The 23,507-nt window shown below is 41.8% G+C and carries 25 protein-coding genes; 23 read left to right on the forward strand and 2 right to left on the reverse strand.

The window, feature by feature from the left end; genetic code table 11:
- Positions 1-3 precede the first annotated feature (3 nt).
- From NTW12_05035 to NTW12_05045, 3 genes are all read left to right on the forward strand, one after another.
- Complete coding sequence (locus tag NTW12_05035; GenBank protein MCX5845710.1) at positions 4-489, forward strand: HIT domain-containing protein; 486 nt, start codon at positions 4-6, stop codon at positions 487-489.
- Position 490: 1 nt separating this feature from the next.
- A complete protein-coding gene (locus tag NTW12_05040; protein ID MCX5845711.1) occupies positions 491-805 on the forward strand; it encodes a LapA family protein in 315 nt (104 codons plus the stop codon).
- A gap of 145 nt (positions 806-950) precedes the next feature.
- A complete protein-coding gene (locus NTW12_05045; GenBank protein MCX5845712.1) occupies positions 951-1,418 on the forward strand; it encodes a Mut7-C RNAse domain-containing protein in 468 nt (155 codons plus the stop codon).
- Here the strand turns inward: NTW12_05045 and NTW12_05050 are convergent.
- Together NTW12_05050 and fusA are read right to left on the reverse strand one after the other, a co-directional pair.
- Positions 1,387-1,872: a MogA/MoaB family molybdenum cofactor biosynthesis protein gene (locus tag NTW12_05050; protein MCX5845713.1), complete on the reverse strand. Its 486-nt coding sequence runs from the start codon at positions 1,870-1,872 to the stop codon at positions 1,387-1,389. The genes NTW12_05045 and NTW12_05050 overlap by 32 nt on opposite strands.
- Before the next feature lie 7 nt (positions 1,873-1,879).
- The gene (gene fusA / locus NTW12_05055) at positions 1,880-3,958 is read right to left on the reverse strand and encodes an elongation factor G (protein ID MCX5845714.1); all 2,079 of its coding nucleotides are present in this window, start codon (positions 3,956-3,958) and stop codon (positions 1,880-1,882) included.
- 165 nt (positions 3,959-4,123) lie between these two features.
- Here fusA and NTW12_05060 point away from each other — a divergent pair, with 165 nt between their 5' ends.
- The 20 genes from NTW12_05060 to NTW12_05155 all read left to right on the forward strand — a co-directional run bounded on the left by NTW12_05060 (position 4,124) and on the right by NTW12_05155 (position 23,365).
- A complete protein-coding gene (locus tag NTW12_05060) occupies positions 4,124-5,044 on the forward strand; it encodes a M23 family metallopeptidase (GenBank protein MCX5845715.1) in 921 nt (306 codons plus the stop codon).
- A gap of 93 nt (positions 5,045-5,137) precedes the next feature.
- A complete protein-coding gene (secA, locus tag NTW12_05065) occupies positions 5,138-7,654 on the forward strand; it encodes a preprotein translocase subunit SecA (protein ID MCX5845716.1) in 2,517 nt (838 codons plus the stop codon).
- Between the two features lie 30 nt (positions 7,655-7,684).
- Positions 7,685-8,884 carry a bifunctional glutamate N-acetyltransferase/amino-acid acetyltransferase ArgJ gene (argJ, locus tag NTW12_05070; GenBank protein ID MCX5845717.1) on the forward strand — a complete coding sequence of 400 codons (1,200 nt, stop codon included), beginning with the start codon at positions 7,685-7,687 and terminating at the stop codon, positions 8,882-8,884.
- A 226-nt stretch (positions 8,885-9,110) separates the two neighbouring features.
- Positions 9,111-9,917 carry a 30S ribosomal protein S2 gene (rpsB, locus tag NTW12_05075; protein MCX5845718.1) on the forward strand — a complete coding sequence of 269 codons (807 nt, stop codon included), beginning with the start codon at positions 9,111-9,113 and terminating at the stop codon, positions 9,915-9,917.
- 63 nt (positions 9,918-9,980) lie between these two features.
- The gene (gene tsf, locus NTW12_05080) at positions 9,981-10,586 is read left to right on the forward strand and encodes a translation elongation factor Ts (GenBank protein ID MCX5845719.1); all 606 of its coding nucleotides are present in this window, start codon (positions 9,981-9,983) and stop codon (positions 10,584-10,586) included.
- Positions 10,587-10,589: 3 nt separating this feature from the next.
- The gene (pyrH, locus tag NTW12_05085) at positions 10,590-11,306 is read left to right on the forward strand and encodes a UMP kinase (GenBank protein ID MCX5845720.1); all 717 of its coding nucleotides are present in this window, start codon (positions 10,590-10,592) and stop codon (positions 11,304-11,306) included.
- Between the two features lies 1 nt (position 11,307).
- On the forward strand, positions 11,308-11,865 hold the full coding sequence (frr, locus tag NTW12_05090) for a ribosome recycling factor (GenBank protein MCX5845721.1): 558 nt from the start codon (positions 11,308-11,310) through the stop codon (positions 11,863-11,865).
- Between the two features lie 226 nt (positions 11,866-12,091).
- A complete protein-coding gene (locus NTW12_05095) occupies positions 12,092-12,844 on the forward strand; it encodes an isoprenyl transferase (protein MCX5845722.1) in 753 nt (250 codons plus the stop codon).
- Positions 12,841-13,647 carry a phosphatidate cytidylyltransferase gene (locus NTW12_05100; protein ID MCX5845723.1) on the forward strand — a complete coding sequence of 269 codons (807 nt, stop codon included), beginning with the start codon at positions 12,841-12,843 and terminating at the stop codon, positions 13,645-13,647. Before NTW12_05095 ends, NTW12_05100 begins: the two co-directional genes overlap by 4 nt.
- The gene (locus NTW12_05105; protein MCX5845724.1) at positions 13,644-14,813 is read left to right on the forward strand and encodes a 1-deoxy-D-xylulose-5-phosphate reductoisomerase; all 1,170 of its coding nucleotides are present in this window, start codon (positions 13,644-13,646) and stop codon (positions 14,811-14,813) included. Before NTW12_05100 ends, NTW12_05105 begins: the two co-directional genes overlap by 4 nt.
- Complete coding sequence (gene rseP / locus NTW12_05110; protein MCX5845725.1) at positions 14,810-15,913, forward strand: RIP metalloprotease RseP; 1,104 nt, start codon at positions 14,810-14,812, stop codon at positions 15,911-15,913. The genes NTW12_05105 and rseP overlap by 4 nt, the downstream gene beginning before the upstream one ends.
- A 2-nt stretch (positions 15,914-15,915) precedes the next feature.
- The gene (gene tsaB / locus NTW12_05115; GenBank protein ID MCX5845726.1) at positions 15,916-16,605 is read left to right on the forward strand and encodes a tRNA (adenosine(37)-N6)-threonylcarbamoyltransferase complex dimerization subunit type 1 TsaB; all 690 of its coding nucleotides are present in this window, start codon (positions 15,916-15,918) and stop codon (positions 16,603-16,605) included.
- Positions 16,606-16,715: 110 nt separating this feature from the next.
- Positions 16,716-16,937: a DUF465 domain-containing protein gene (locus tag NTW12_05120; protein MCX5845727.1), complete on the forward strand. Its 222-nt coding sequence runs from the start codon at positions 16,716-16,718 to the stop codon at positions 16,935-16,937.
- Between the two features lie 60 nt (positions 16,938-16,997).
- Positions 16,998-17,639, forward strand: a complete 642-nt coding sequence (locus NTW12_05125) for a phosphatidylserine decarboxylase family protein (GenBank protein MCX5845728.1) — start codon at positions 16,998-17,000, stop codon at positions 17,637-17,639.
- Entirely contained in the window at positions 17,636-18,427 is a 792-nt protein-coding gene (gene pssA, locus NTW12_05130) for a CDP-diacylglycerol--serine O-phosphatidyltransferase (GenBank protein ID MCX5845729.1), read from the forward strand. The genes NTW12_05125 and pssA overlap by 4 nt, the downstream gene beginning before the upstream one ends.
- Before the next feature lie 113 nt (positions 18,428-18,540).
- Entirely contained in the window at positions 18,541-19,557 is a 1,017-nt protein-coding gene (locus NTW12_05135; GenBank protein ID MCX5845730.1) for an aspartate-semialdehyde dehydrogenase, read from the forward strand.
- Positions 19,554-20,111 (forward strand): 16S rRNA (guanine(966)-N(2))-methyltransferase RsmD, encoded by a 558-nt coding sequence (gene rsmD / locus NTW12_05140; protein MCX5845731.1) that lies wholly within the window; start codon positions 19,554-19,556, stop codon positions 20,109-20,111. The genes NTW12_05135 and rsmD overlap by 4 nt, the downstream gene beginning before the upstream one ends.
- A 13-nt stretch (positions 20,112-20,124) precedes the next feature.
- On the forward strand, positions 20,125-20,610 hold the full coding sequence (gene coaD, locus NTW12_05145; protein ID MCX5845732.1) for a pantetheine-phosphate adenylyltransferase: 486 nt from the start codon (positions 20,125-20,127) through the stop codon (positions 20,608-20,610).
- 14 nt (positions 20,611-20,624) lie between these two features.
- Positions 20,625-21,818 carry a pyridoxal phosphate-dependent aminotransferase gene (locus NTW12_05150; protein ID MCX5845733.1) on the forward strand — a complete coding sequence of 398 codons (1,194 nt, stop codon included), beginning with the start codon at positions 20,625-20,627 and terminating at the stop codon, positions 21,816-21,818.
- 149 nt (positions 21,819-21,967) lie between these two features.
- On the forward strand, positions 21,968-23,365 hold the full coding sequence (locus NTW12_05155) for an amidophosphoribosyltransferase (GenBank protein MCX5845734.1): 1,398 nt from the start codon (positions 21,968-21,970) through the stop codon (positions 23,363-23,365).
- The last annotated feature ends 142 nt before the right edge of the window (positions 23,366-23,507 follow it).

The raw sequence follows: 23,507 nt of genomic DNA on the forward strand, positions 1-23,507 counted from the left end.
TCAATGGAAAAAATATACGCACCCTGGAGAATGGCATACATCAAGAGTGAAAAACCGGCAGGTTGTATTTTTTGCAAGGATTCGATCAGGAGCGATAACCTCGTTCTTTTTGAAGGGAATACTGCTTTTGTAATGATGAATCGTTACCCCTATATAAGCGGTCATCTCATGATCATTCCTTTCAGGCACATAAGTCAGATGGAAGATCTTCTCACTGAGGAAAAACTGGAAATATTTAACCTGCAGGATATCTCTGTCAGAGTTTTAAAAAAAGCTATGAACCCCGATGGTTTTAATATAGGAATGAACCTTGGGAAAGCAGCTGGTGCCGGAGTAGACGATCATATCCATGTACATATCGTGCCAAGGTGGAGCGGGGATACCAATTTCATGAGCGTTGTTGGGGACGTACGTGTCATTCCCGAAGATATTTATACGACGTGTGAGCTACTTCTGCCGCATTTTAAAGAATATCGTCCGGAGGTCTAAGATGAAGGTTATCTATACGGTTATTATTGTTTTGGTTATGCTTTTTGTTATCACGTTTTCGTTGGAAAATACGTTACTCATCAGGTTAAAATATTATGATCTTATGAATATATCGTTGCCAACCTATATGCTTGTCTTTATTGCGTTTCTGATCGGCGTCATCTTTACGGGCTTTATGGGAATCGTGGAGAGATTCAGGCTGAACAGGACCATAAATAAGTTAAATAAAACAATTAGAGAACTCAGAAGAGAAGTCAGAGATAGTAAAAAAGAACCTTTAATTGAGGATGAATATAAAACTCCCGGCGATCAATAATAAGCGCATAATAAATCGAATTGCTTTATCTCCGAAAAAGTTGTCAGTTTTTTCAGGATTAGCTGACAGCTTTCAGCTGAATCCTCAAATCCTTTTTGCAACTATAATAGGAAAAGAACTATAGATTTGGATACAGTGCTTACAAGTGAAGTTTTTAACGGATGTTAATCTCGGAAAATTGGCCAAGTGGCTACGTATTTTAGGCTATAATACCGTATATCATACGGGAAATGCGGATCGGAACTTTTTAAAAAAGGCGGCAACGGAGGGAAGAATTGTTCTGACAAGAAAAAAAGATATGGAAAGGAGGCAGTTTTCAGGCCGGCTTGTCATAATCCACAGTGATCATGTCGAGGAGCAAATAAGCGAGGTGATGGATAAGCTGTCTTTTTCCCCTGATCCTGAGCGGATATTTAGTATTTGTCTGAGATGTAATGAAGGTTTAGTAGAGGTTAATAGAGAAGAAGTTTTCTGCATGGTTCCAAACCATGTGTTTTTAAGTCATACCGAATTTTTTATGTGCCCACTATGCAAGGGTGTCTTCTGGCCGGGCACACATAGAGACAATGTTCAGGGTTATCTCAGGACCCACATTCAGCGTCATCGCCTCTGATTTTTTCAACTGCGTGTTTCAATGCAGGCAGGATGACCGCAAGATTCTCCCGGACAGCCTTTGGAGAGCCGGGGAGATTCACAATCAGTGAGTTACCCCGGATCCCTACAACAGCCCTTGATATCATTGCATGCGGCGTCTTTACAGCACTTGCCCGCCGCATTGCTTCTGCCATACCCGGCACTTCTTTATCAATTACTTCAAGAGTTGCATCCGGTGTTACGTCCCTCGGACTGACACCAGTACCACCGGTCGTTATAATAAGATCAATGCCCTTTATATCGGCATAGTCAATAAGGGCTTCTATTATTTGATCTTTTTCGTCAGGGATTATTTTTGTTTCAACAATGTCGAGACCGATATCCCTTAACATCATCATTATTTCCGGACCGCTCTTGTCTTCCCTCTCTCCACGGAACCCTCTATCACTTATGGTTATGACACTTGCGTGAATTAACAATTTACTGTTGTTCCTTCTTCGACTCGGCTATTATTTTCTCTGCAAAAAAGGGCGGAACCTCTTCATAATGCGAGTGCTCATAGGTAAACGTTCCTCTCCCGCTTGTCATTGATCGGATATCAGGTGCATATCTCAGTATTTCAGCAAGAGGGACCTGTCCTTTTACAATCCTGTTTGCCCCTTTTGATTCCATCCCCAGGACTTTACCACGCCTGCTATTTAAATCACCGATGACGTCACCCATGTATTCATCCGGAATCTCGATATCCAGATTAACAATAGGTTCGAGGAGAACTGGCTGGCACTCCAGAACACCCTTCTTGAATCCCATAGAGCCTGCTATCTTAAAGGCCATTTCTGATGAATCAACTGTGTGGTAGGAACCGTCTACGAGTAAAACCTTAACATCGACAACGGGATACCCGGCGAGAACACCTTCACCCATTGCTTCGATAATTCCTTTCTCGACAGCGGGCCGATACTGCTGCGGAATAACACCGCCGACGATCTTATCTACAAATTCGAATCCTCCGCCTCGTGGCATGGGTTCTATGTCAAGCCAGCAATCTCCGAACTGCCCACGGCCTCCGGATTGCTTTTTGTACTTTCCCTGGATATTGGTTTTCCCTTTGATTGTCTCCCTATAAGGGACCTTGGGCGTTTTTAACGTAACTTCAACACCGAATTTTCTTTTCATTTTTTCGATGGAGACTTCGATATGAATCTGCCCCATTCCGGACAGGATCATCTCCTTGGTCTGTTCTTCGCGGTGAAATGTAAGGATTGGATCTTCCTCGATTATACGATTGATAGAGGAAACGATCTTGTCCTCATCTCCCCTGCTCTTTGGGGCCACGGCAAAAGACATAATGGTCGGTGGCGGTACTACCATTTCAAAAATTATGGGGACTTTCTCGCCGCATACCGTATCACCGGTGGCTGTTTCCTTCAGTTTCGCGACTGCAGCAATATCTCCCGGAACGAGCGATTCAACCGGTTTTTGGTTTTTACCCTCAAGAAAAAAGATATTTCCAAACCTTTCTGTGATTTTTCGTGTTGAATTGTAAAACGTTGAATCAGAGGTGACTGTTCCCGAAAAGACACGAAATAATGTCAACCGTCCGGCGTATGGGTCTGCAATGGTCTTGAAAACGAGTGCAGAAAAGGGAGCAGATTCTTCTGGATTCCTGATTTCCGCTTCGTCATTACCCGGTTTTTTCCCGGTAACCGGGCCGCGATCCACGGGGGAGGGAAGGGCAGTGATAATCAAATCGATCATTGATGCGACGCCAATATTCTTTGTTGCCGAACCGCACACAACAGGTACGAGGGTGCCGGATATTACACCCTTCTTCAGGCCAATTTTCAGTTCATCAGCGCTCAGTTCGCCTGCTTCCAGGTACTTTTCCATGAGTGATTCGTCGGATTCAGCGATATCTTCCACCATATTCTCCCGGTATTTTTCGACAGTGTCCAACATATCAGGCGGGATTTCTGCTGATTTATAGGTACCCTTGAGATTATCAAAGATCAGGGCCTTCTTGTTTATAAGGTCAACTACCCCCTTGAAGGTTTCTTCTTTGCCGATCGGCAGGACTATGGGTGTGGCCTTTTTACCCAGACGGCTATTGATACTCTCGACGGTTTTTACAAAATCAGCCCTCTCACGGTCCATTCTGTTGATAAAGGCGACTCGGGGCAGTTTGTACTCGTCCGCATATTCCCAGACCTTCTCTGTTTGAAATTCTACACCTCCAACAGCATCTATGACGACAATGACTCCATCGGCAATACGGAGACAATTCTTTGTATCATAGGCAAAATTGGAATCCCCCGGCGTGTCAAGAATAGTAATTTTATGTTTTTCCCATTCGAAGAAATTTGTAGCTGCACTGATAGAAATATGCCGTTTCTGTTCTTCCGGTTCAAAATCCATACAGGAAGTTCCGTCATCAACCTTCCCCGGCCTGTCTGTTTTACCAGAGATGAATAGGAATGATTCACATAGAGACGTCTTTCCTGTTGCTCCGTGCCCTACAATTGCCACATTTCTTAAGTAATTAGATTCATATTTTGCCATGGAAACTCCTTTCAAAATTACCGGTAACAAATGTTCTCTATGTTCGCGGTGTGTAGCGTATTGTCCCTTGCAAAGTCAAGTCAATTTTCTGAAATGTACATAAACTCTCCTTGACTTTTGATACGTTTATGGTAGTTTTACGGTTCTTCATTTATATGAGGAGATATGAAAGGAATAAAGATGCCCAATAATTTTTATACCTTCCTGATAATCCCCAAGAAAAAAAGTTCCACCAAGAAATTTACGATTTCGAGTAAACTTTTAAAAGGCATTGTATATTGCATTATAATTATCAGCCTGTCTTTTATGTATACATATTATGACTATATTAAAATAAAGAGGGATAAGAGTGAACTGGATCGCTTTAAAAGACTAACGAAAGAACAAAATTTACAGATAGAGGGTTTAGTTGAAAAGGTAAATAATTTTGCCATGAAGATGGAGGAACTCAATCAGCTCGATAAAAATGTTAGGGTGATGGCGCATCTTGAAGATAATCGCTATAAAGGACAGATGCTTGGTATTGGTGGATCGATAAGTGAAGAAACAAGAATAAAATCAAGCGTCGATACCGATCAAAAGATGGTCATTGCGAAAATTCAACAGAATATCGATCAAATGACGAAAGACGCAACCGACCAGAAGAACAGTTTTCATGAGTTGCTTAAGTTTCTGAAAGAACGGAAATCCATAATTGCTGCTACACCATCAATTTGGCCTGTTCAGGGCTGGGTTACGTCGGAGTTTGGATACAGAACATCACCACTGGGAGGAGCAAAGGAATTTCATAAAGGAATTGATATTGCAACGCGAGTGGGTCTACAGATAGTGGCCCCTGCTGATGGTATGGTTACCGAGATAGCTTATGATCGAGATGTGGGACATATGATTAGGATAGATCATGGACACGGGGTGACCACCTGGTATGGTCATCTCCTGAAAAGTGCAATTCAACAGGGAAGTATGGTAAAGAGGGGAGATCTGATCGGTTATGTTGGAAATTCCGGTAGGAGTACAGGTTCGCATCTCCACTACACCGTATTACTGAACGGTGTTCCTGTTAATCCGCGTAAGTATTTGAATTAGATTTTGCCCATCGGTCCTTTAATAATGCATGATTGATGGTTATTGTTATCGAACAGCCCGGTATTATACCGGTTTTTTTTTAGAGGGGCAGGTATGTTTTTTTCACTACTGGAAAAGATAATAGGCAGTCAAAATGATCGCGAATTAAAACGACTGTCTTTGATCCTTGATGAAGTAAATGATCTTGAGCCGTCCATGATGGCACTGAGTGATGGGGAACTCAAAGCAAAGACGCTGTATTTTAAAGAAAGACTTCAAAATGGTGCAGAGCTTGGCGACATACTGGTTGAGGCATTTGCAGTCGCCAGAGAAGCAGCAAGACGCACCGTATTTATGAGACCGTTTGATGTTCAGATTATCGGAGGTCTCATCCTCCATGAGGGGAAAATTACCGAAATGAAAACGGGAGAGGGGAAAACCCTGGCAGCAACCCTCCCGCTCTATCTCAATGCGCTGACAGGCGAGGGTTGCCATTTGGTAACGGTAAATGATTATTTGGCACAGAGGGATGCCCAGTGGATGGGGCCAATCTATAACTTCCTGGGACTTTCAGTCGGCGTTATTGTTCATGGCATGGATGATGACGAAAGAAGGAAAGCGTATCATGCCGATATTACCTATGGCACCAATAATGAATTTGGGTTCGATTACCTCCGTGATAACATGAAATTCACCCTTGAAGATTATGTTCAACGGGAGTTCAATTATGCAATTGTTGATGAGGTGGACAGCATCCTCATCGATGAGGCAAGAACACCCCTTATAATATCCGGCCCATCGGAGGAGTCTACCGATAAGTACTACAAAATCAATCAGATCATACCCGTATTGAGAAAGGAAAAAGATTACACGATTGATGAAAAGAGCCGTACGGTAGTTCTTACGGAAGAAGGTGTAGCACGGGTAGAAAAAAATCTCAAAGTTCAGAACCTCTTTGAGCCCAGGAACATAGAGCTGCTCCATCACGTAAACCAGGCATTGAAGGCTCATACACTCTTCAGACGCGACGTTGATTACCTTGTAAAAGAGGGACAAGTGATCATCGTTGACGAATTCACGGGAAGGGTCATGCCGGGAAGGAGGTACAGTGACGGCTTGCATCAGGCCCTGGAAGCAAAAGAGAAAGTAAAAATAGAGAGAGAAAATCAGACGCTTGCGTCAATAACATTTCAGAATTACTTCAGGATGTATAAGAAACTGGCGGGAATGACAGGTACTGCCGATACCGAAGCCGCCGAATTCAAGAAAATATATAATCTCGATGTAATCGTTGCCCCAACAAATATGCCGATGATACGAACAGATAATCCCGATGTGATCTACAAAACAGAAGCAGAAAAATTTAATGCCGTTATTGAAGAGATTAAGATTCTGCACAAAGAAAAAAGGCCAGTCCTGGTCGGTACGATATCGATTGAAAAGTCTGAACTCTTAAGCAGGTATCTTTCGAAGACCGGGATCAAGCATCATGTCCTGAATGCAAAGCAACATGATAAAGAAGCAGAAATCGTTGCCCAGGCAGGACAGCCGGGCATGGTGACCATATCAACGAATATGGCAGGTCGAGGAACCGATATAAAGCTTGGTGAAGGTGTCGCTGAGCTCGGAGGTCTCCACATTCTCGGAACGGAAAGACATGAAAGCCGTCGCATTGATAACCAACTCAGGGGCAGGTCGGGACGCCAGGGAGATATGGGATCTTCACGGTTTTACCTTGCTCTTGAAGATGATCTCCTGAGGATATTTGGCGCCGAAAGGATTTCATCAGTAATGGACCGGATCGGCATGGAAGAAAATCAGCCGATTGAACATAAGCTTATTTCAAAGGCAATTGAGAATGCACAAAAAAGGGTGGAGGCTCATAATTTCGATATTCGCAAGCACCTGTTGGAATTCGACGATGTTATGAACAGGCAGAGGCAGGTAATTTACGAGCAGCGTAAGCGGGTACTGAAGGGTGAGGATCCATGGGCGGATATTGAAGACATGATTGAGGAGATCGTTGAGGGAATTGTTCCAGATTTTATTGACGAAAAGTCTCATCCCGAGGAATGGAACCTTAAGGGACTGGATGACATGGTTTTCAAACAATTTTCCCTACGATTAAATTTCAGCGAATCAGGGAGGAATATCGATGGGGACGCCATTGTGGAAGAAATTATTTCCGGGGTAAAAAGCATGCTCAGAAACAAAGAGCAGGAATACGGAAAACCAATTATGGATTATCTCATTAAGGTAATCATGCTGCAGTCCATTGATAATCACTGGAAGGATCATCTCCTGAACATGGATCACCTGAAGGAAGGCATTGGCCTCAGGGGATACGGACAAAAAGATCCCGTCAGGGAATACCAGAAAGAGGGTTATGAAATGTTCATGGACATGACCCACCGCATTAAAGAAGATACCATCGAAAAACTCTGTATTGTCAGGATCCAGAGGGAAGAAGAGATCGAAGAAATGCGAGAACAGGAACGTCAGGATTATATCCTGAGCCGGGGAGAAGATACAGCGGCGCCAACTACAGTGAAGAGTGATGCTAAGAAGGTTGGGAGAAATGACCCGTGTCCGTGCGGGAGCGGGAAGAAATTCAAGAAGTGCTGCGGATAGAATCAAATAACGGGAGATTATGGAAATACTATGACTGAGAATACAGATACATACATCGTTCCGGGATTTCTGGCCAACGGTATTCACGCCGGCATCAAGGAAGCTGGCATGGATGACCTTGCTCTTATTTATTCTATTGTGCCTGCAAAGGCGGCAGGGGTGTTTACGGGAAATTGCTTTAAAGCAGCACCGGTTCTACTCGATATGGAAAAGATAAAGGCCGGAGTAGCCCAGGCAATTCTGGTAAACAGCGGTAATGCGAATGCAGCAACCGGTCAGGCTGGATATCAGGATGCAGTGAGCATGTCCAAAAGCGCTTCCAATACACTGAATATTAGGGATGAACTTGTTTTAGTAGCATCTACAGGTATAATTGGTCACAGGCTTCCCGTAAAGAAAATTGAATTGGGTATGACCACGTTGATTAATGGTTTGCATCCGAACGGTATTATTACAGCGGCAAATGCGATCATGACAACAGATAAATTTCCCAAAATGGCTTGCCGGAGGAGAATTATTGGTTCAAAAAAAATCACGGTATGCGGTATTGCAAAGGGAGCAGGTATGATAGAACCCCATATGGCAACCATGCTTGCGTTTGCCATGACCGATGCAGATATTGATCCTTATACCCTGAATACAGTTTTTAAGCAGGCGGTAAACGGGAGCTTTAATGCAATATCCGTAGACGGATGCATGAGTACAAATGATACGGCAATAATTTTAGCCAATGGTGTTGCCGGAAATAAACAACTTAAGGGAGGTTCCAGGGATATATCTCTGTTTAAGGAAATGATTTTCAATGTCTTGTCCGAACTATCGCAGGCCATGGTCAGGGATGGTGAAGGGGCGACAAAGGTTATAGAAATCTTCGTTGATGAGGCAAAATCTAGAGGAGATGCAAAAAAAGTTGCCTATGCCGTCGCTAACTCAAATCTGGTTAAAACCGCCTTTTTCGGTTGTGATCCCAACTGGGGGAGAATCCTGGGGGCTGCCGGTTCAGCCGGTATTCATTTACCTGTTGATGCTCTTAAACTATACTTTGACGAAATTCCGGTGTTTGCTCATGGATGTGGGATTGATGGTCATGAAGATGAGCTTTCAGAAATCATGTCCAGGGCTGACATTAAGGTACATCTTAAACTTGGCATGGGGAATAAAGCATATAGAGTATGCACTTCTGATCTTTCCTTGGAATATATAAAAATTAATGCCCACTATCGTACATAAATATAAGAATAATTTTGGCGGATGACTGATTAGAAAAATCATATGATCATGCATTGCCCTTCATTATAGACTTCACCATTTTTCACTTGCTAATTGTGAATCTTTATGCTATCTGCCAGCGAATTTCACACATCCTTTGATTGTCGGGGTGTTGCTTTTATAAATGAAAAGTTCCCCGTGCAAAGAGATAAGGGTGGCGGTAAAAAAACATAAAAGGAGTTAAGGTATGGCAAATATTTCCATGAAATTGTTACTTGAGGCGGGCGTCCACTTTGGTCACCAGACGAATAAGTGGAATCCAAAGATGAAACAGTACATATTTGGGGCGAGAAACGGTATTTATATCATAGATCTGCAGCAGACCGTAGGAATGTTTAAGGCCGCTTATGATTTTGTTGTTGATCTGGTGGCAAGAGGAGGAGAAATTCTCTTTGTCGGAACCAAAAAGCAATCTCAGGAAGCCATAAAAGAAGAGGCAGAAAGGTGCGGGATGCCTTATGTCAATCAGCGCTGGTTAGGTGGAATGCTTACCAATTTTCATACCGTCAGTAAGAGGATTGATAGGCTCAACACCTTGGAAAAAATGTTTTTAGATGAAAGCGTTAAGGCCTTTCCCAAAAAGGAGATTATGAAGCTTCAGAAAGAGATGAACAAGCTTGAAAAAGTCCTGGGAGGTATAAAGAAGATAAAACGACCTCCTCGAGGCTTGTTCGTCGTAGATCCAAAGAGAGAGAGTATTGCCGTCAAGGAAGCACAAAAGTTAAAAATTCCCCTAATAGCTATTGTAGATACCAATTGTGATCCAGATGACATTGATTATGTCATCCCGGGAAATGATGATGCCATTAGGGCAATAAAGCTTTTTGCTTCAAAGATTGCAGATGCAGTGATTGAGGGCAAAAAGGTGTTTGATGAAAATATTCAGGCTGATACTGACAAGGAAGTACAGGCTGAAGTTTTAGGGCAAAGTGAAGATCCGGAATCAGATGTTCCTGAATCTGTCGAAACAAAGGATGGAATAACTGATTATTAGGAAGCTTTTGAAGGTGATATAAAGCGAAATATAAAATGAGAAATGAGGGGGAGGTAGGATAAATTGAGCATTACGTCAACAATGGTTAAAGAACTGAGAGATAAAACAGGCGCCGGTATAATGGATTGCAAGGAAGCCCTCAATGTATCTGTTGGGGACTTTGAAAGGGCAATCGATTATTTAAGAAAAAAAGGTATGTCCGCAGCTACCAAGAGATCATCAAAGGCGGCAAAAGATGGCGTTGTTGCATCGTATATACATATGGGAGGAAGAATAGGTGTTTTAGTAGAGGTTAATTGCGAAACAGACTTTGTAGCTAAAACAGTTGATTTTCAACTTGTTGCGAAGGATCTGGCAATGCATGTAGCCGCAGCAAACCCTCTATATGTCAAGCCTGAAGAAATACCTCCCGATATTGTCAGCCGAGAGAAGGAAATTTATAAAAGCCAGGCCCTGGCGGAAAAGAAACCCGAAAAGATTTGGGATAAAATAATAGAAGGCAAACTTAAAAAGTACTATGAGGATGTGTGCCTTCTCAATCAAAAGTTCATTAAAGATACGGATATTACCGTTGAAACCCTGATCAATAATATGATCGCAAAAACAGGCGAAAATATTGTCATCAGAAGATTTGCGCGGTTTCAGCTCGGCGAAGAATTGAAGAAATAATCAATGGATCAATCTGTTTACAAAAGAGTTCTTTTAAAATTGAGTGGTGAAGTCCTTATGGGGAAGGGCTCTTATGGGATAGATTCTGATGCGGTTTCAATCATTGCCGGAGAAATTAAGGACGTTGTTGAACTCGGTGTACAGTTGGGTGTGGTAGTTGGCGGTGGAAATATATTTCGTGGATTTGAGGCCAATTTGAAGGGGATGGATCGAACATCTGCAGATTATATGGGTATGCTCGCCACAGTAATAAACAGCCTTGCTCTTCAGAGCGCCCTTGAAAAATTGGATGTTGTAACGAGAGTTCAAACCGCCATTGAAATGAAAGCGGTTGCAGAGCCTTTTATCCAGAGGAGGGCTGTACGTCACCTGGAAAAAGGAAGGGTTGTCATATTTGCAGGCGGTACAGGTAACCCTTACTTTACTACGGATACGGCTGCTTCGTTAAGGGCCGTAGAGATAAAAGCTGATATTATCGTGAAAGCAACCAAAGTCGATGGGGTTTATGACAAAGATCCGGTTAAATATGGCGATGCAAAGATGTTCGAAAAGATCACTTATAACGATGTGCTGATGAGACATCTTAAAGTTATGGATGCGACTGCTATTTCTCTGTGTAGAGAGAATAATCTTCCCATTGTCGTCTTTAATTTGCAGAAGGCCGGGAATATCAAGCGTGTAATATGCGGGCTATCTGTAGGAACAATTGTTAGAGGTTAGAATGAAGGATTTAATCTTTGAGGAATTGAAAGACAACATGGAAAAAGCGATCCGCGCTTTTGAAAAATCCTTGAATAAAGTAAGAACAGGGAGGGCATCACTGTCCCTTTTTGATGGTATTAAAGTGGAATATTACGGAGTTCCGACACCGCTAAACCAGGTTGCAACACTATCCGTACCGGAGAGCCGCCTGATTGTAATATCACCGTGGGATAGCAGTATTATAGGAAGTATTGAAAAAGCTATACAGAAATCTGATCTTGGTCTGATGCCGACAAATGACGGAAAATTAATTCGCATTTCTATTCCTCAACTGACTGAAGAGCGAAGAAAAGAACTTGTAAAGGTTGTAAAAAGGCTCGCAGAAGAATGTAAAATAAACCTGAGAAATGTGAGAAGGGAGACGAACGATCAGTTAAAGACTCTAAAAAAGGATAATGATATCTCCGAAGATGAATTTTATGCACACCAGGAGGAAGTTCAGGAGATAACCGATAAATACATAGAAAAAACCGACACTATCTTTGTTTCCAAAGAAAAAGAAATAATGGAAATATAAATATATATTCGTGCATAATAGATACGAAGGGAGCCTTTTGGCTCCTTATTTGTTTTGAGAATATAATATTTAGATCTTTTACACGTTATACGTTTTGTGATTTTTATTAAAATACTTTACAATTCTTTGTTTTTTCATTCGTGTGCCTTGATATTTATCCGGGGTTGTGTTACTTTAATAAAATAATAATTATCAGTAGATGTATATAAGAATAGGTATATGTTGAATGAAAAGGATTGATTATAAAAAACTTCCCCAACACATTGCCATCATCATGGATGGTAATGGCAGATGGGCCGAAAAGCATACGCTCGGAAGAATATCGGGTCATAAAAGAGGCGCCAAATCTGTTAAGCTTACCGTTAGAGCCTGTCGAGAAATTGGTATAAAATACCTTACCCTGTACGCACTTTCTATTGAAAATATGCTTCGTCCTCAAGAAGAAGTGGGAGCTTTGATGGATTTATTGGGGAAATACCTCCGATCAGAACTTCAAGAAATGCTTGATCACGATATCCGGTTGACAACAATTGGTAATATTGGGGCATTAAAAGAACCTGTAAGAAATATGCTCAGGGAGGCAATGGAAAAGACGGCATATAACAAAGGGATGGTTCTCAATCTGGCGTTGAGTTATGGAGGGAGAGATGAGATTGTCGAGGCCGTGAAAGGCGTTTTAAAGGATAGTAGGGAAGGCAAAATTCTCTCTCAGGATGTAACAAAGGAGCTTTTTTCAAAGTATTTATATACCGCAGATATCCCCGATCCGGACCTGCTCATCAGAACAAGTGGTGAATACCGATTGAGTAATTTTCTATTATGGCAGACCGCTTATACAGAATTTTATTTTACTGATGTCCTGTGGCCTGATTTTCGAAGAACACATCTCATAGAAGCCATTGCTGATTTTCAACAGAGAGAGAGGAGATTCGGATTAACGAGTGACCAGCTTCAGAGGGGTGGTTCGGATATAGGATGAGCCCCCACATTAAAAGATGGATTTCCGCGATTATCGCAATACCCATCCTCTTTACCATTATATTTTATGGTTCTGAGGTTGTATTTACTGTCTTTATCGTACTTGTTATCCTCGGAGCTGTTCTTGAGTATAACAGGATGGTTTTTAACGGGGGATTAACCTGGGAAAAATGGGAAGGATTATTGGTTGCTTTGTTGATTCCTCTCGCTGTTTTTTCAGGTGATTTTCGTATTGTTCTGGCCGTCATTTCATTATCCATGTTAAGCGTTTTCTTTATCTTTCTCCTGAGGATAAACAGCAAGTCTTTTGATCTCGTTCCCGTTACCAAACTTGTTTTTGGCTTTATGTATATACCCCTCATGCTGTCGCATTTTATACTCCTGCGGCTTTCTGAAAACGGGATCATATGGATCTTCTTTATCCTGGTTTTGGCATTTTCGGGGGATATAGCTGCGTACTATTTAGGTAAAACAATTGGAAAGAGAAAACTGAGCCCCCTGATAAGTCCGGGAAAGACCGTGGAGGGAACGATTGGCTTATTCATAGGAAGCGTTCTCGGATGTGCTTTATTTCGATATTATTTTTATCCGACGCTTCCCATTGTTCACGTAGTAACATTGGGGATTATTGGAGGTATTCTCGGTCAACTGGGCGACCTTTGTGAATCCGCTATCAAAAGAAGTTCCGGTGTTAAGGATTCCGGATCTCTCATTCTTGGACACGGTGGGTTACTGGATCGTCTGGATTGTCTTATTTTCATTGTCCCATTCGTATACTATTATCAACTATTTTTAATAATATGAAGAATATATCCATACTCGGGTCAACAGGTTCCATTGGGGTCAATGCATTAGATGTAATAGGGAATAACCCTGACCGATTTAAAATTGTTGCACTTTCGGCAGGTACGAATGTTAAACTGTTAGGACGTCAAATTGATCAATTCAGGCCGGAGGTTGTTTCGGTTATTGACGAGGAACATGCCCGTGAATTGAAGAAAATAGTAAATCCTTCCCTGAGAACCGACATTCTTTTCGGACCAGAGGGTTATCGTGAAGTAGCATCCGTAAAGAAAGCGGATATGGTGATTTCAGCTATGGTGGGTTCGGCAGGTCTCCTTCCCACAATAGAGGCTATTGAAGCCGGCAAAGATATTGCCCTTGCCAACAAGGAAGTAATGGTCATGGCGGGAGCGCTTGTTGTTGAGAAGGCACGTAATAAGGATGTAAAGATATTGCCCGTAGACAGCGAGCACAGTGCTATATTTCAATGTATGGCAGGCCACAGGGGGCAGGATATAAAGCGAATAATTCTCACTGCTTCAGGCGGCCCCTTTCTCCACTTATCAAAGGAAGAGCTTAAAGAGGTAAAACCTGTTCAGGCATTAAAACATCCCAGCTGGCAGATGGGACAAAAAATTACCATCGATTCTGCTTCCATGATGAATAAGGGTCTTGAGGTTATTGAAGCAAGGTGGTTTTTTTCTGTTGATATTAATAACATCGAGATACACATTCATCCACAAAGTATTGTCCATTCTATGGTGGAATATGTCGATGGATCGGTAATAGCGCAGCTCAGTGTGCCGGATATGAGGATACCCATAGCATATGCCCTTTCTTTTCCCGAAAGATTCCCCCATGGAGGTCATCGCCTTGATTTGTTGAAAATCGGTATCCTTGAATTTTTCAGCCCCGATGTTGATAAGTTTCCAAGCTTGAGGCTTGCCTATGAAGCTGGAAAAGCAGGGGGAACTATGCCGGCAGTTCTCAATGCGGCCAATGAGGTAGCGGTGGAGGCATTCTTAAACGAAACTATTCAGTTTACAAATATATCAAAAGTAATAGAAGAAGTACTTTCCTGTCATCAAATAAAGGAATTTCCTACCCTCGGAGAAATTCTTGAAGCAGACCTATGGGCCAGGGACAGTGCGAAAATAACTGTTGAAAGGATGAAGGTTTTATCGTGATAGGTATAAGCATTGTATCTGTAATAATATTGCTTGGTGTTCTCATTTTCGCCCATGAGGTCGGCCATTTCCTGGTGGCCAAATATTCGGGTGTTGGCGTACTGAAATTTTCCCTTGGATTTGGGCCAAGATTAATAGGGAAAAAGGTGGGGGAGACGGAATATCTTATTTCACTGATACCCCTTGGCGGTTATGTTAAACTCCTTGGTGAATCTGAAGGTGAGGAACTCTCGGAGGCGGATGCGAAAAGGTCTTTCCTGAAACAACCGGTCTCAAAAAGAATAGCCATTGTGGCCGCTGGTCCAATCTTCAATTTTTTGCTGGCCATTGTGATTTTTACCATTGTTTATATAGTCGGTGTTCCGACCCTGACCAACCAGATTGGTGGGGTTCAGGAGGGGTCTGCGGCAATTGAAGCGGGTATCGTGGAAGGAGATATCATTGCAGCAATCGACGGAAAAGAGATAACACGATGGGAGACACTTGCAGAAATCATTAGTAAAAGTGACGGCAGGGAATTGACGATCACAATAAGAAGGGATGATCAAATACGTGAAGTCGTATTAAAGCCAAGATTGACAAAAACAAAAAACATTTTTGGCGAAGAAATCGAGTCTTATAAGATGGGTATCAGTCCCTCATCACAACATACTGTAATTGAGAGAATGAATCCATTTACAGCCTTTTGGACAAGCCTGAAGCAAACGTGGTTCATAAGTAAGTTGACGGTAGTAAGCATTATTAAGATTTTTGAAGGTGTCGTTTCTCCGAAAACACTGGGTGGTCCCATTCTCATTGCCCAGATTGCCGGGGCTCAGGTAAAGGAAGGCATTATACCATTTGTGCTATTCATGGCTTTATTAAGTATCAATCTCGCTATTCTCAATCTATTTCCTATCCCCATCCTCGATGGGGGACACCTTTTATTCTATCTTGTAGAAATTGTAACCGGCAGGGAAGTCAATATTAAATGGAGAGAAATGGCTCAGCAAATCGGCTTCGTCATGCTGATAATTCTCATGATATTTGTTTTTATCATGGATATAGAGAGACTCAATATTAATTTATTTGACGATATAAATAAAGTATTTAGCCGATAATTATGTTGATTTTAGCAGTTGATACTTCTACAAAAACGGCTGGCATTGCGCTGCTCAATGATGATGATATACTGTTTGATATTTTCGTAAATCTGGGTGTAAATCATTCCATTGTGTTGTTGCCCGCCTTACATGATTTATGCGTACTGTCATGTGTAGACATTGGCAGTATTGATCTTTTCGTGTGCACAATAGGGCCTGGGTCATTTACAGGGCTTCGAGTTGGTGCAAGTACCGTAAAGGGACTTGCCATGGCAACAGATAAACCGGTTGTCGGTGTATCAACTCTGGACGCCTTGGCGTTTAATATCGTCGGCTCGGAGAAATTAGTGTGCCCTATGTTGGATGCAAAGAAAAACCAGGTCTATACGACACTCTTCAGGATTGGGCAAGATAGCATACTTGAAAAAATTGAAAGTGAAAAGGTGATTGATGTCGAGGAATTTTTACAGCGCATGTACGAAGATGTCATATTCGTGGGTGATGGAGCTATAAAATACGCCGGACTCATTAATGACATATTGCCAGGCAAATCTTTTTTCGCATCTTGTTGGCATCAATATGTGAGAGCATCAGCAGTAGGTCTTTTAGGGAGAAGAAAATATTCTGAAGGAGATGTTTTGGATTCTCTTACCTTTACACCGAGGTATCTCCGTCCTTCTGAGGCGGAGGTGAAACACACCTTACGGTAATTATTTACTTATCGGTGGGAAGATGCTCAGCGACCGAGGGAATATAAGGAATATGAAGTGTTGACAAGCGTTTTCGTTTAATATAAAAATAATAGCAGGAGGATGTATATATGGAAGAGGCTGATGAGCTCTTGATCAAAAAATATATTCATCAGGATGAGGAGTTAAGGAATTACATTGAAAATCACGAAAAACTTGAAGCGGATATTGAGAATTATAACAAGCGTATCTATCTGACGGCTGAGGAAGAAATTGAAAAGAAGAATTTACAAAAAAGGAAACTCCGGGGAAAAGAGCAGATATACAGAATCCTCCATAAGTACCGTGACTAGCCATTAGAGAGATCAAGGTAAACGCCATGAAGAGATTTTAAAGAGTGTATAATATAAAAAATGGATCATGACAGCATCATAGCCCGTGAGGGTCTTCCATTCATCGTACCGCTCGTTATTTTTACTATCGGGTTCGCTTTTTTCAATATCTTTTGGCTTGCATCTCTCTTTTTTATTGCTACTGCTTTTGTGACCTGGTTTTTCAGGAATCCTCAGCGAAAAGTACCCGATGATGCAAATGCCATTATATCTCCTGCAGATGGGGAAATTATTAAGATAGAAGGTGTTCTTGAAGGAGATTATCTCAAAGGTCCATCAAAAAAAATAAGTATATTCATGAATGTCTTTAATGTTCATGTCAACCGGATACCGTATTCGGGAACGGTGGAAAGCATACACTACAATAAAGGAGATTTTTTTTCTGCAAGTTTGGATAAAGCATCATTACATAATGAAAAAAATTCAATTATTATTAAAACCGATGACGGCAAAAAAATTTTAACGGTACAGATAGCAGGATTAATAGCAAGAAGGATCGAATGCTGGATAAAAGAAGGGATGTACGTTAACAAAGGCGAGCGATTTGGTCTTATACGATTCGGTTCGCGTCTTGAAGTCTTTCTTCCTTCCGATTCGATAACATCCGTAAAAGTGGGCGATAAGGTGAAGGCAGGAGAGACACTGATAGGATGGCTAAAATGAAAAAGAATGCCACATTTAAAAGAGAGCGTGTAAAAAAAGGAATATATTTATTGCCCAACCTCTTAACAACGGGAAGTATTTTTTGTGGATTTTATTCTATAATCGCCTCCATGAAAGGAGAATATTGGCTAGCGGCGGTAGCTATTTTGATAGCTTTCGTCCTTGATGGTCTGGACGGCAGAATTGCACGAATGACGAACACGACCAGCAAGTTCGGTTCGGAATACGACTCCCTGTCAGACCTGGTGGCCTTTGGTGTTGCACCGGCCATTCTCACCTATACGTGGGCTCTTTCAGTATACGGGAAATGGGGGTGGCTTGCAGCATTTCTTTTTGTCGTCTGTGGTGCACTACGTCTGGCAAGATTCAATATTCAGATAGGCTTAATTGAAAGCAAGGTTTTTAATGGGCTCCCGATTCCGGGAGCAGCCGCTGTTGTTGCAACCGGGATATTGCTTTTCTTCTACCTTGGAGGAGAGGGGAAATTTAATAATCTATCGATATTGATAGGTATGGTAATTTTAGCATTACTGATGGTAAGCAATATCAAATTTTACAGTTTTAAAGACCTAAACTATTTTTCAAGAAAGCCCTTCATGTCTTTTGTTTTGATTGTGCTTATCATGATTATTGTTATTGCAGAACCTCAGATTATGATGTTTACCTTTTCTTTCGGTTATAGTTTGTCCGGTCCGATATGGCTGATGATGAAGGTAGGCAAAAAGGCATACACAGAATTGAAGTCAAAAGGGTTTAGGGTTTATTCAAAGCGGATGCTGAAAAAGTAAAAAAGTGGGAATAAACGCAAGAAGACGCGCCTCCTCTCTTCGATGGTGATACATACACGGGGACCTTTTCAGCGGTCTTGAATTTAAAAATATCTAAGGCGAAGGATAATTTTGTGAAGGCATATCATGTTGCGGTAGTTGGCGCCACGGGCGCTGTCGGGAATGAGATGGTTAAGATTCTTGAAGAAAGAAGATTTCCCGTTGGCCATATAACGCTCCTTGCTTCAGAACGTTCAATCGGAAAGGATCTAAAATTTAATGGTAAGTCGATTCCCGTTCAAGTGTTGAATGAGAAGTCATTTTCAGGAGTCGAAATAGGGCTTTTTTCGGCTGGAGGAAGCATCAGTCAGCGTTTTGCCCCTATTGCCGTGGCGTCTGGATGTGTTGTGATTGACAACACAAGCGCATTCAGGATGGAGCCTGATGTCCCTCTCGTGGTACCCGAGGTAAATCCTGAAACAATCGGCATGTACAAGAACAGAGGGATAATAGCAAATCCGAACTGTTCTACCATTCAAATGGTCGTAGCCCTCAAACCGATTCACGATGCGGTGAAGATCAAGCGAGTTGTTGTATCTACGTATCAGGCCGTATCGGGGACGGGGAAGAAAGCCATTGAAGAGCTGATAGAGCAGACGAGGGCTATTTTAAGCAATTGCGTACCGGAGGTTAAGGTATATCCCCATAGGATAGCATTTAACTGCTTGCCCCATATTGATGTGTTTTTGGATAATGGCTATACCAAAGAAGAGATGAAGATGGTAAATGAAACCAAGAAGATTTTCAATGATCAAACGATCGCCGTAACTGCCACTACGGTAAGAGTGCCCGTTTTATATGGACATTCAGAGTCTGTAAATATCGAAACGGAAAGAAAGATTACCGCAGAAGAACTAAGGAGCATTCTTTCTTGTGCACCCGGAGTAACGGTGATGGACGATGTGAAAGGAAATATATATCCGCTTCCCATTGATGCGGCGGGCAAAGATGATACGTTTGTCGGAAGGATCAGGGAAGATGAATCCATAGAAAACGGTATCAATATGTGGATTGTTTCGGATAATGTGAGAAAGGGTGCCGCATTGAATGCTGTGCAGATTGCTGAAATTCTTATCAGAGACTACCTATGAGAATTATTGGAGGTGATGCCAAGGGCAGACACATCCATTTACCAAAAAAAAGTAAAATAAGGCCTACCTCGGACGGGATCAAGGAATCACTTTTCAATATACTTCAAGAATTTACCGGTAAGTTATTCCTTGATCTTTTTGCAGGGAGCGGGAATGTGGGCTTGGAAGCTTTAAGCAGGGGCGCCGCAAAGGTAGTTTTTATTGAAAAAAATGCTGCTATGGTGAATGCCATAAGGAAAAACATTGTGGAATTAGGCTTCAGCGGCAGGTACGAAATTATAGCAATTGAGGCCGCAAGGGGTATAAGGCAACTGCAAAAAAGAAGCGAAAGATTTGATTTCTTATTTGCTGACCCACCGTATGAAAAAGGGTTTATCAGTGAGATTTTCCAATGTCTTGGTGAAGGGAATGTGGTTTCCGACGACGGAGTTGTAATAATCCAGCATTCAATAAGAGAAGATGTGCATGAACAGTATCCGGGTGATTTTATATTGACAGATCAGAGAAGATATGGCGATACGCTTCTTACTTTTTTAAAAATAAGAAGGCTATAAAAGGAATGTATATATGAAAAAAATGGCTGTGTATCCTGGTTCATTTGATCCTATTACCAACGGACATGTCGACCTTATAAAAAGGGGATCGAGAATATTTGATGAGATTGTTGTTCTTATAGCTTATAACCCGAATAAGCCAACGTATCTCTTTTCTGTTGAAGAGCGGATGGAAATGATCAGTGAAGTAATTATGAGTTATGAGAGAGTGCGAGTAGATAGTTACGCAGGACTTCTCGTTGATTATGTCAAACAGTCCGGTGCAAATATCATATTAAGAGGTTTGAGAGCAATTTCCGATTTTGAATATGAATTTCAGCTGGCCCTTATCAATCGAAGACTTAACAACGATGTGGAAACCGTATTTCTTATGACAAGTTACGAATGGTTTTTTACAAGCTCTCAAATAATCAAAGAAGCGGCCAGTTTGGGGGGATCTGTACAGGGACTGGTTCCGGATATTGTCTGTAAGAAGTTAAAAGAAAAATACGCAAAGTAAGAGAACGAATATTTATGAAACTATCATCAAGGATATCTGCGATAAAACCATCAACTACACTGGCAATTACTGCCAAGGCAAATGCATTAAAGGCAGAGGGCAGGGATATAATCGGTTTTGGTGCCGGAGAACCTGATTTTGATACCCCGATCCATATCAAAATGGCAGCCATAAAGGCAATAGAGGAAGGGTTTACGAAATATACACCCGTTGATGGAATTGTTGAATTGAAAGATGCGATCATCCATAAGTTGCAACGGGATAATCAATTAAGTTACGGCAGATCCCAGGTTGTTGTCTCCTGCGGAGCAAAGCATACCCTTTATAACCTTATCCAGGTATTGTGTGAGGAGGGCGATGAGGTTATTATCCCATCTCCCTATTGGGTCTCTTATCTGGACATGGTCGTTCTTTCCGGTGCACGACCAGTAATTATTAAAACCAATGAATCACAGGGTTTTAAAATGCATCCACAGCAGCTTGAAGGTACGATCAATGAAAAAACAAAAGTGATCATCTTAAACAGCCCGTCGAATCCTGCTGGTGTGGTCTATAATGCTTCGGAACTGGATGCCCTGGCTAAAATAATACTCAAAAGAGGTATTCTTGTCATATCCGACGATATCTACGAAAAAATCATCTACGATGGTTTGCCATTTAGTAACATTACATCCGTCAATGAAGAGATGAAGAATTTAACGATCGTTGTCAATGGTGTTTCCAAAGCTTATTCCATGACGGGCTGGAGAATAGGATATGCCGCCGGTCCCGAAGAGATTATTGCTGCCGTGACGAAACTTCAAAGTCAAAATACATCGAATCCAACATCTATTGCTCAAAAAGCAGCCGTAGAGGCTTTGAACGGAAATCAAGATGGTGTGGCTGAAATGGTAGCAGAGTTCAGAAAGAGGAGAGATGTCATCGTGGAAAAACTCAATGCCATACCCGGCATTACCTGTATGAATCCACAGGGAGCTTTTTATGTTTTTCCCGATATTTCTGCGTTATTCGGACGTTCATATCAGGGAAGAACAATATCTAACTCATCTGATCTGACAGAGTATCTCTTGGATGAGGCCGATATCGCCGTCGTTCCAGGGGATGATTTTGGTCATGATGATCATATTCGCCTTTCCTACGCCACATCCATGAAGAATATAGAAGAAGGACTGAAGCGGTTAAGAAGTGCCGTCATGAATCTTTCATGAAAGTATAAGGAAACCCGCTCAAACTACATGCAACACGGCAGTATCTGGGATGCATTCACGGTAAAAGAGTCGATCAGTCAAACTCTTCCATCCGCTGAGAGAAATTTCTTTGAATAATACATGTTCATTTTTGCTGAGGAAGGACGAATATGGGTGGTCTGTTTGGAGTAATTTCAAGTGAAGACTGTTCCAAAGCACTTTTCTACGGTACCGATTATCACTCTCATTTAGGTACAGAAAATGGAGGGATGGCTGTCCTTGGTCCTAATGGCTTTTATAAAGCCATACATAGGATCAGTCAGGCACAGTTTAAATCAAGATTTTATGATGATTATAAGAGGTTGAAGGGTACCATGGGGATTGGTGCCATTGATGACGAATCGCCCCAGCCTCTTATTGTGCGGTCAAAGTTCGGCACATACGCCATTGCCGCAACGGGCATGATTACAAATAAAGATGTCCTGACAAAAAATCTGCTCGCCGAAGGTATGTCATTCAGCGAAATGACGGGTGGTGGTGTGAACACTGTTGAACTCGCGGCAAAGCTTATCAACTCGGGAGATAATCTTGTTGCTGGTATTGAAAAGATGCAGGATGCGATAGAAGGATCCATATGTGTGCTGATCATTACGTCAGATGGTATTTATGCTGCCAGAGATAAGCATGGAAGATTTCCCTTGGCGATAGGAAAGAAAGGCTCTGAAGGGGAATTTGCGGTTGCCGTCGAAGCGAGTTCATTCAGAAATCTGGGTTATGAATTGATGAAGTTCCTTGGTCCCGGGGAGATTACGTTGCTTTCCCCACAAGGATTAAGAACCCTGAAACCGGAAAATAAAAATAAGAAGATATGTGCCTTTCTCTGGATATATACGGGAGATCCCTCATCGATATATGAAGGCGTCAGTGTTGAAAATGCCCGGGAAAGATGTGGAATGGCAATTGCGACGAATGATGAAGTCGATGCGGACTTCGTGACAGGTATTCCGGATTCTGGAATAGGTCATGCCATAGGGTATGCCATGGCTTCCGGTATTCCTTACAGGAGACCTCTTGTAAAATACACTCCGGGTTACGGCAGAAGTTATACGCCGCCATCTCAGGATATAAGGGATTTGGTTGCTACGATGAAACTCAATGCCATAAAAGACGTCATAAATGGTAATCGAATGATTGTTTGTGACGATTCGATTGTGAGGGGAACACAATTGAAAAACTATACTATCAAGAAACTATGGGATAGTGGGGCCAGGGAAATACATATCAGGCCTGCTTGTCCACCGCTTATGTACCCTTGTAAATATGCGTTTTCAACACGGTCGATTTCGGAACTTGCATCACGCAGGGCAATAAGGGCTATTGAAGGAAAAGATAGTGAGCATATTGAAGATTATCTTGACCATCGCTCAGAAAAGTACAGAAATATGGTTGAATGGATACAAAAAGACTTAAATGTCACTTCTCTGAGATACTTAAGTATTGAAGATATGGTTAATGCAATTGGCTTACCAAAGGAGCAATTGTGTCTGTATTGCTGGCGCGGCCACTAAATTTTTTTCATTAAGTGTCATTGTTTAATTAATAATACATTTCAGGTCTTAAGATTCCCGTTAGATTAATACGCTCTTCATCATTAAAATTAGGAAAAGCTGAGGAGTATTTACCAAGTAAAATCAATCTGTTAATCCCATA

The organism is Deltaproteobacteria bacterium (assembly GCA_026388545.1).
Taxonomy (GTDB): Bacteria; Desulfobacterota; Syntrophia; order Syntrophales; family UBA2185; genus JAPLJS01.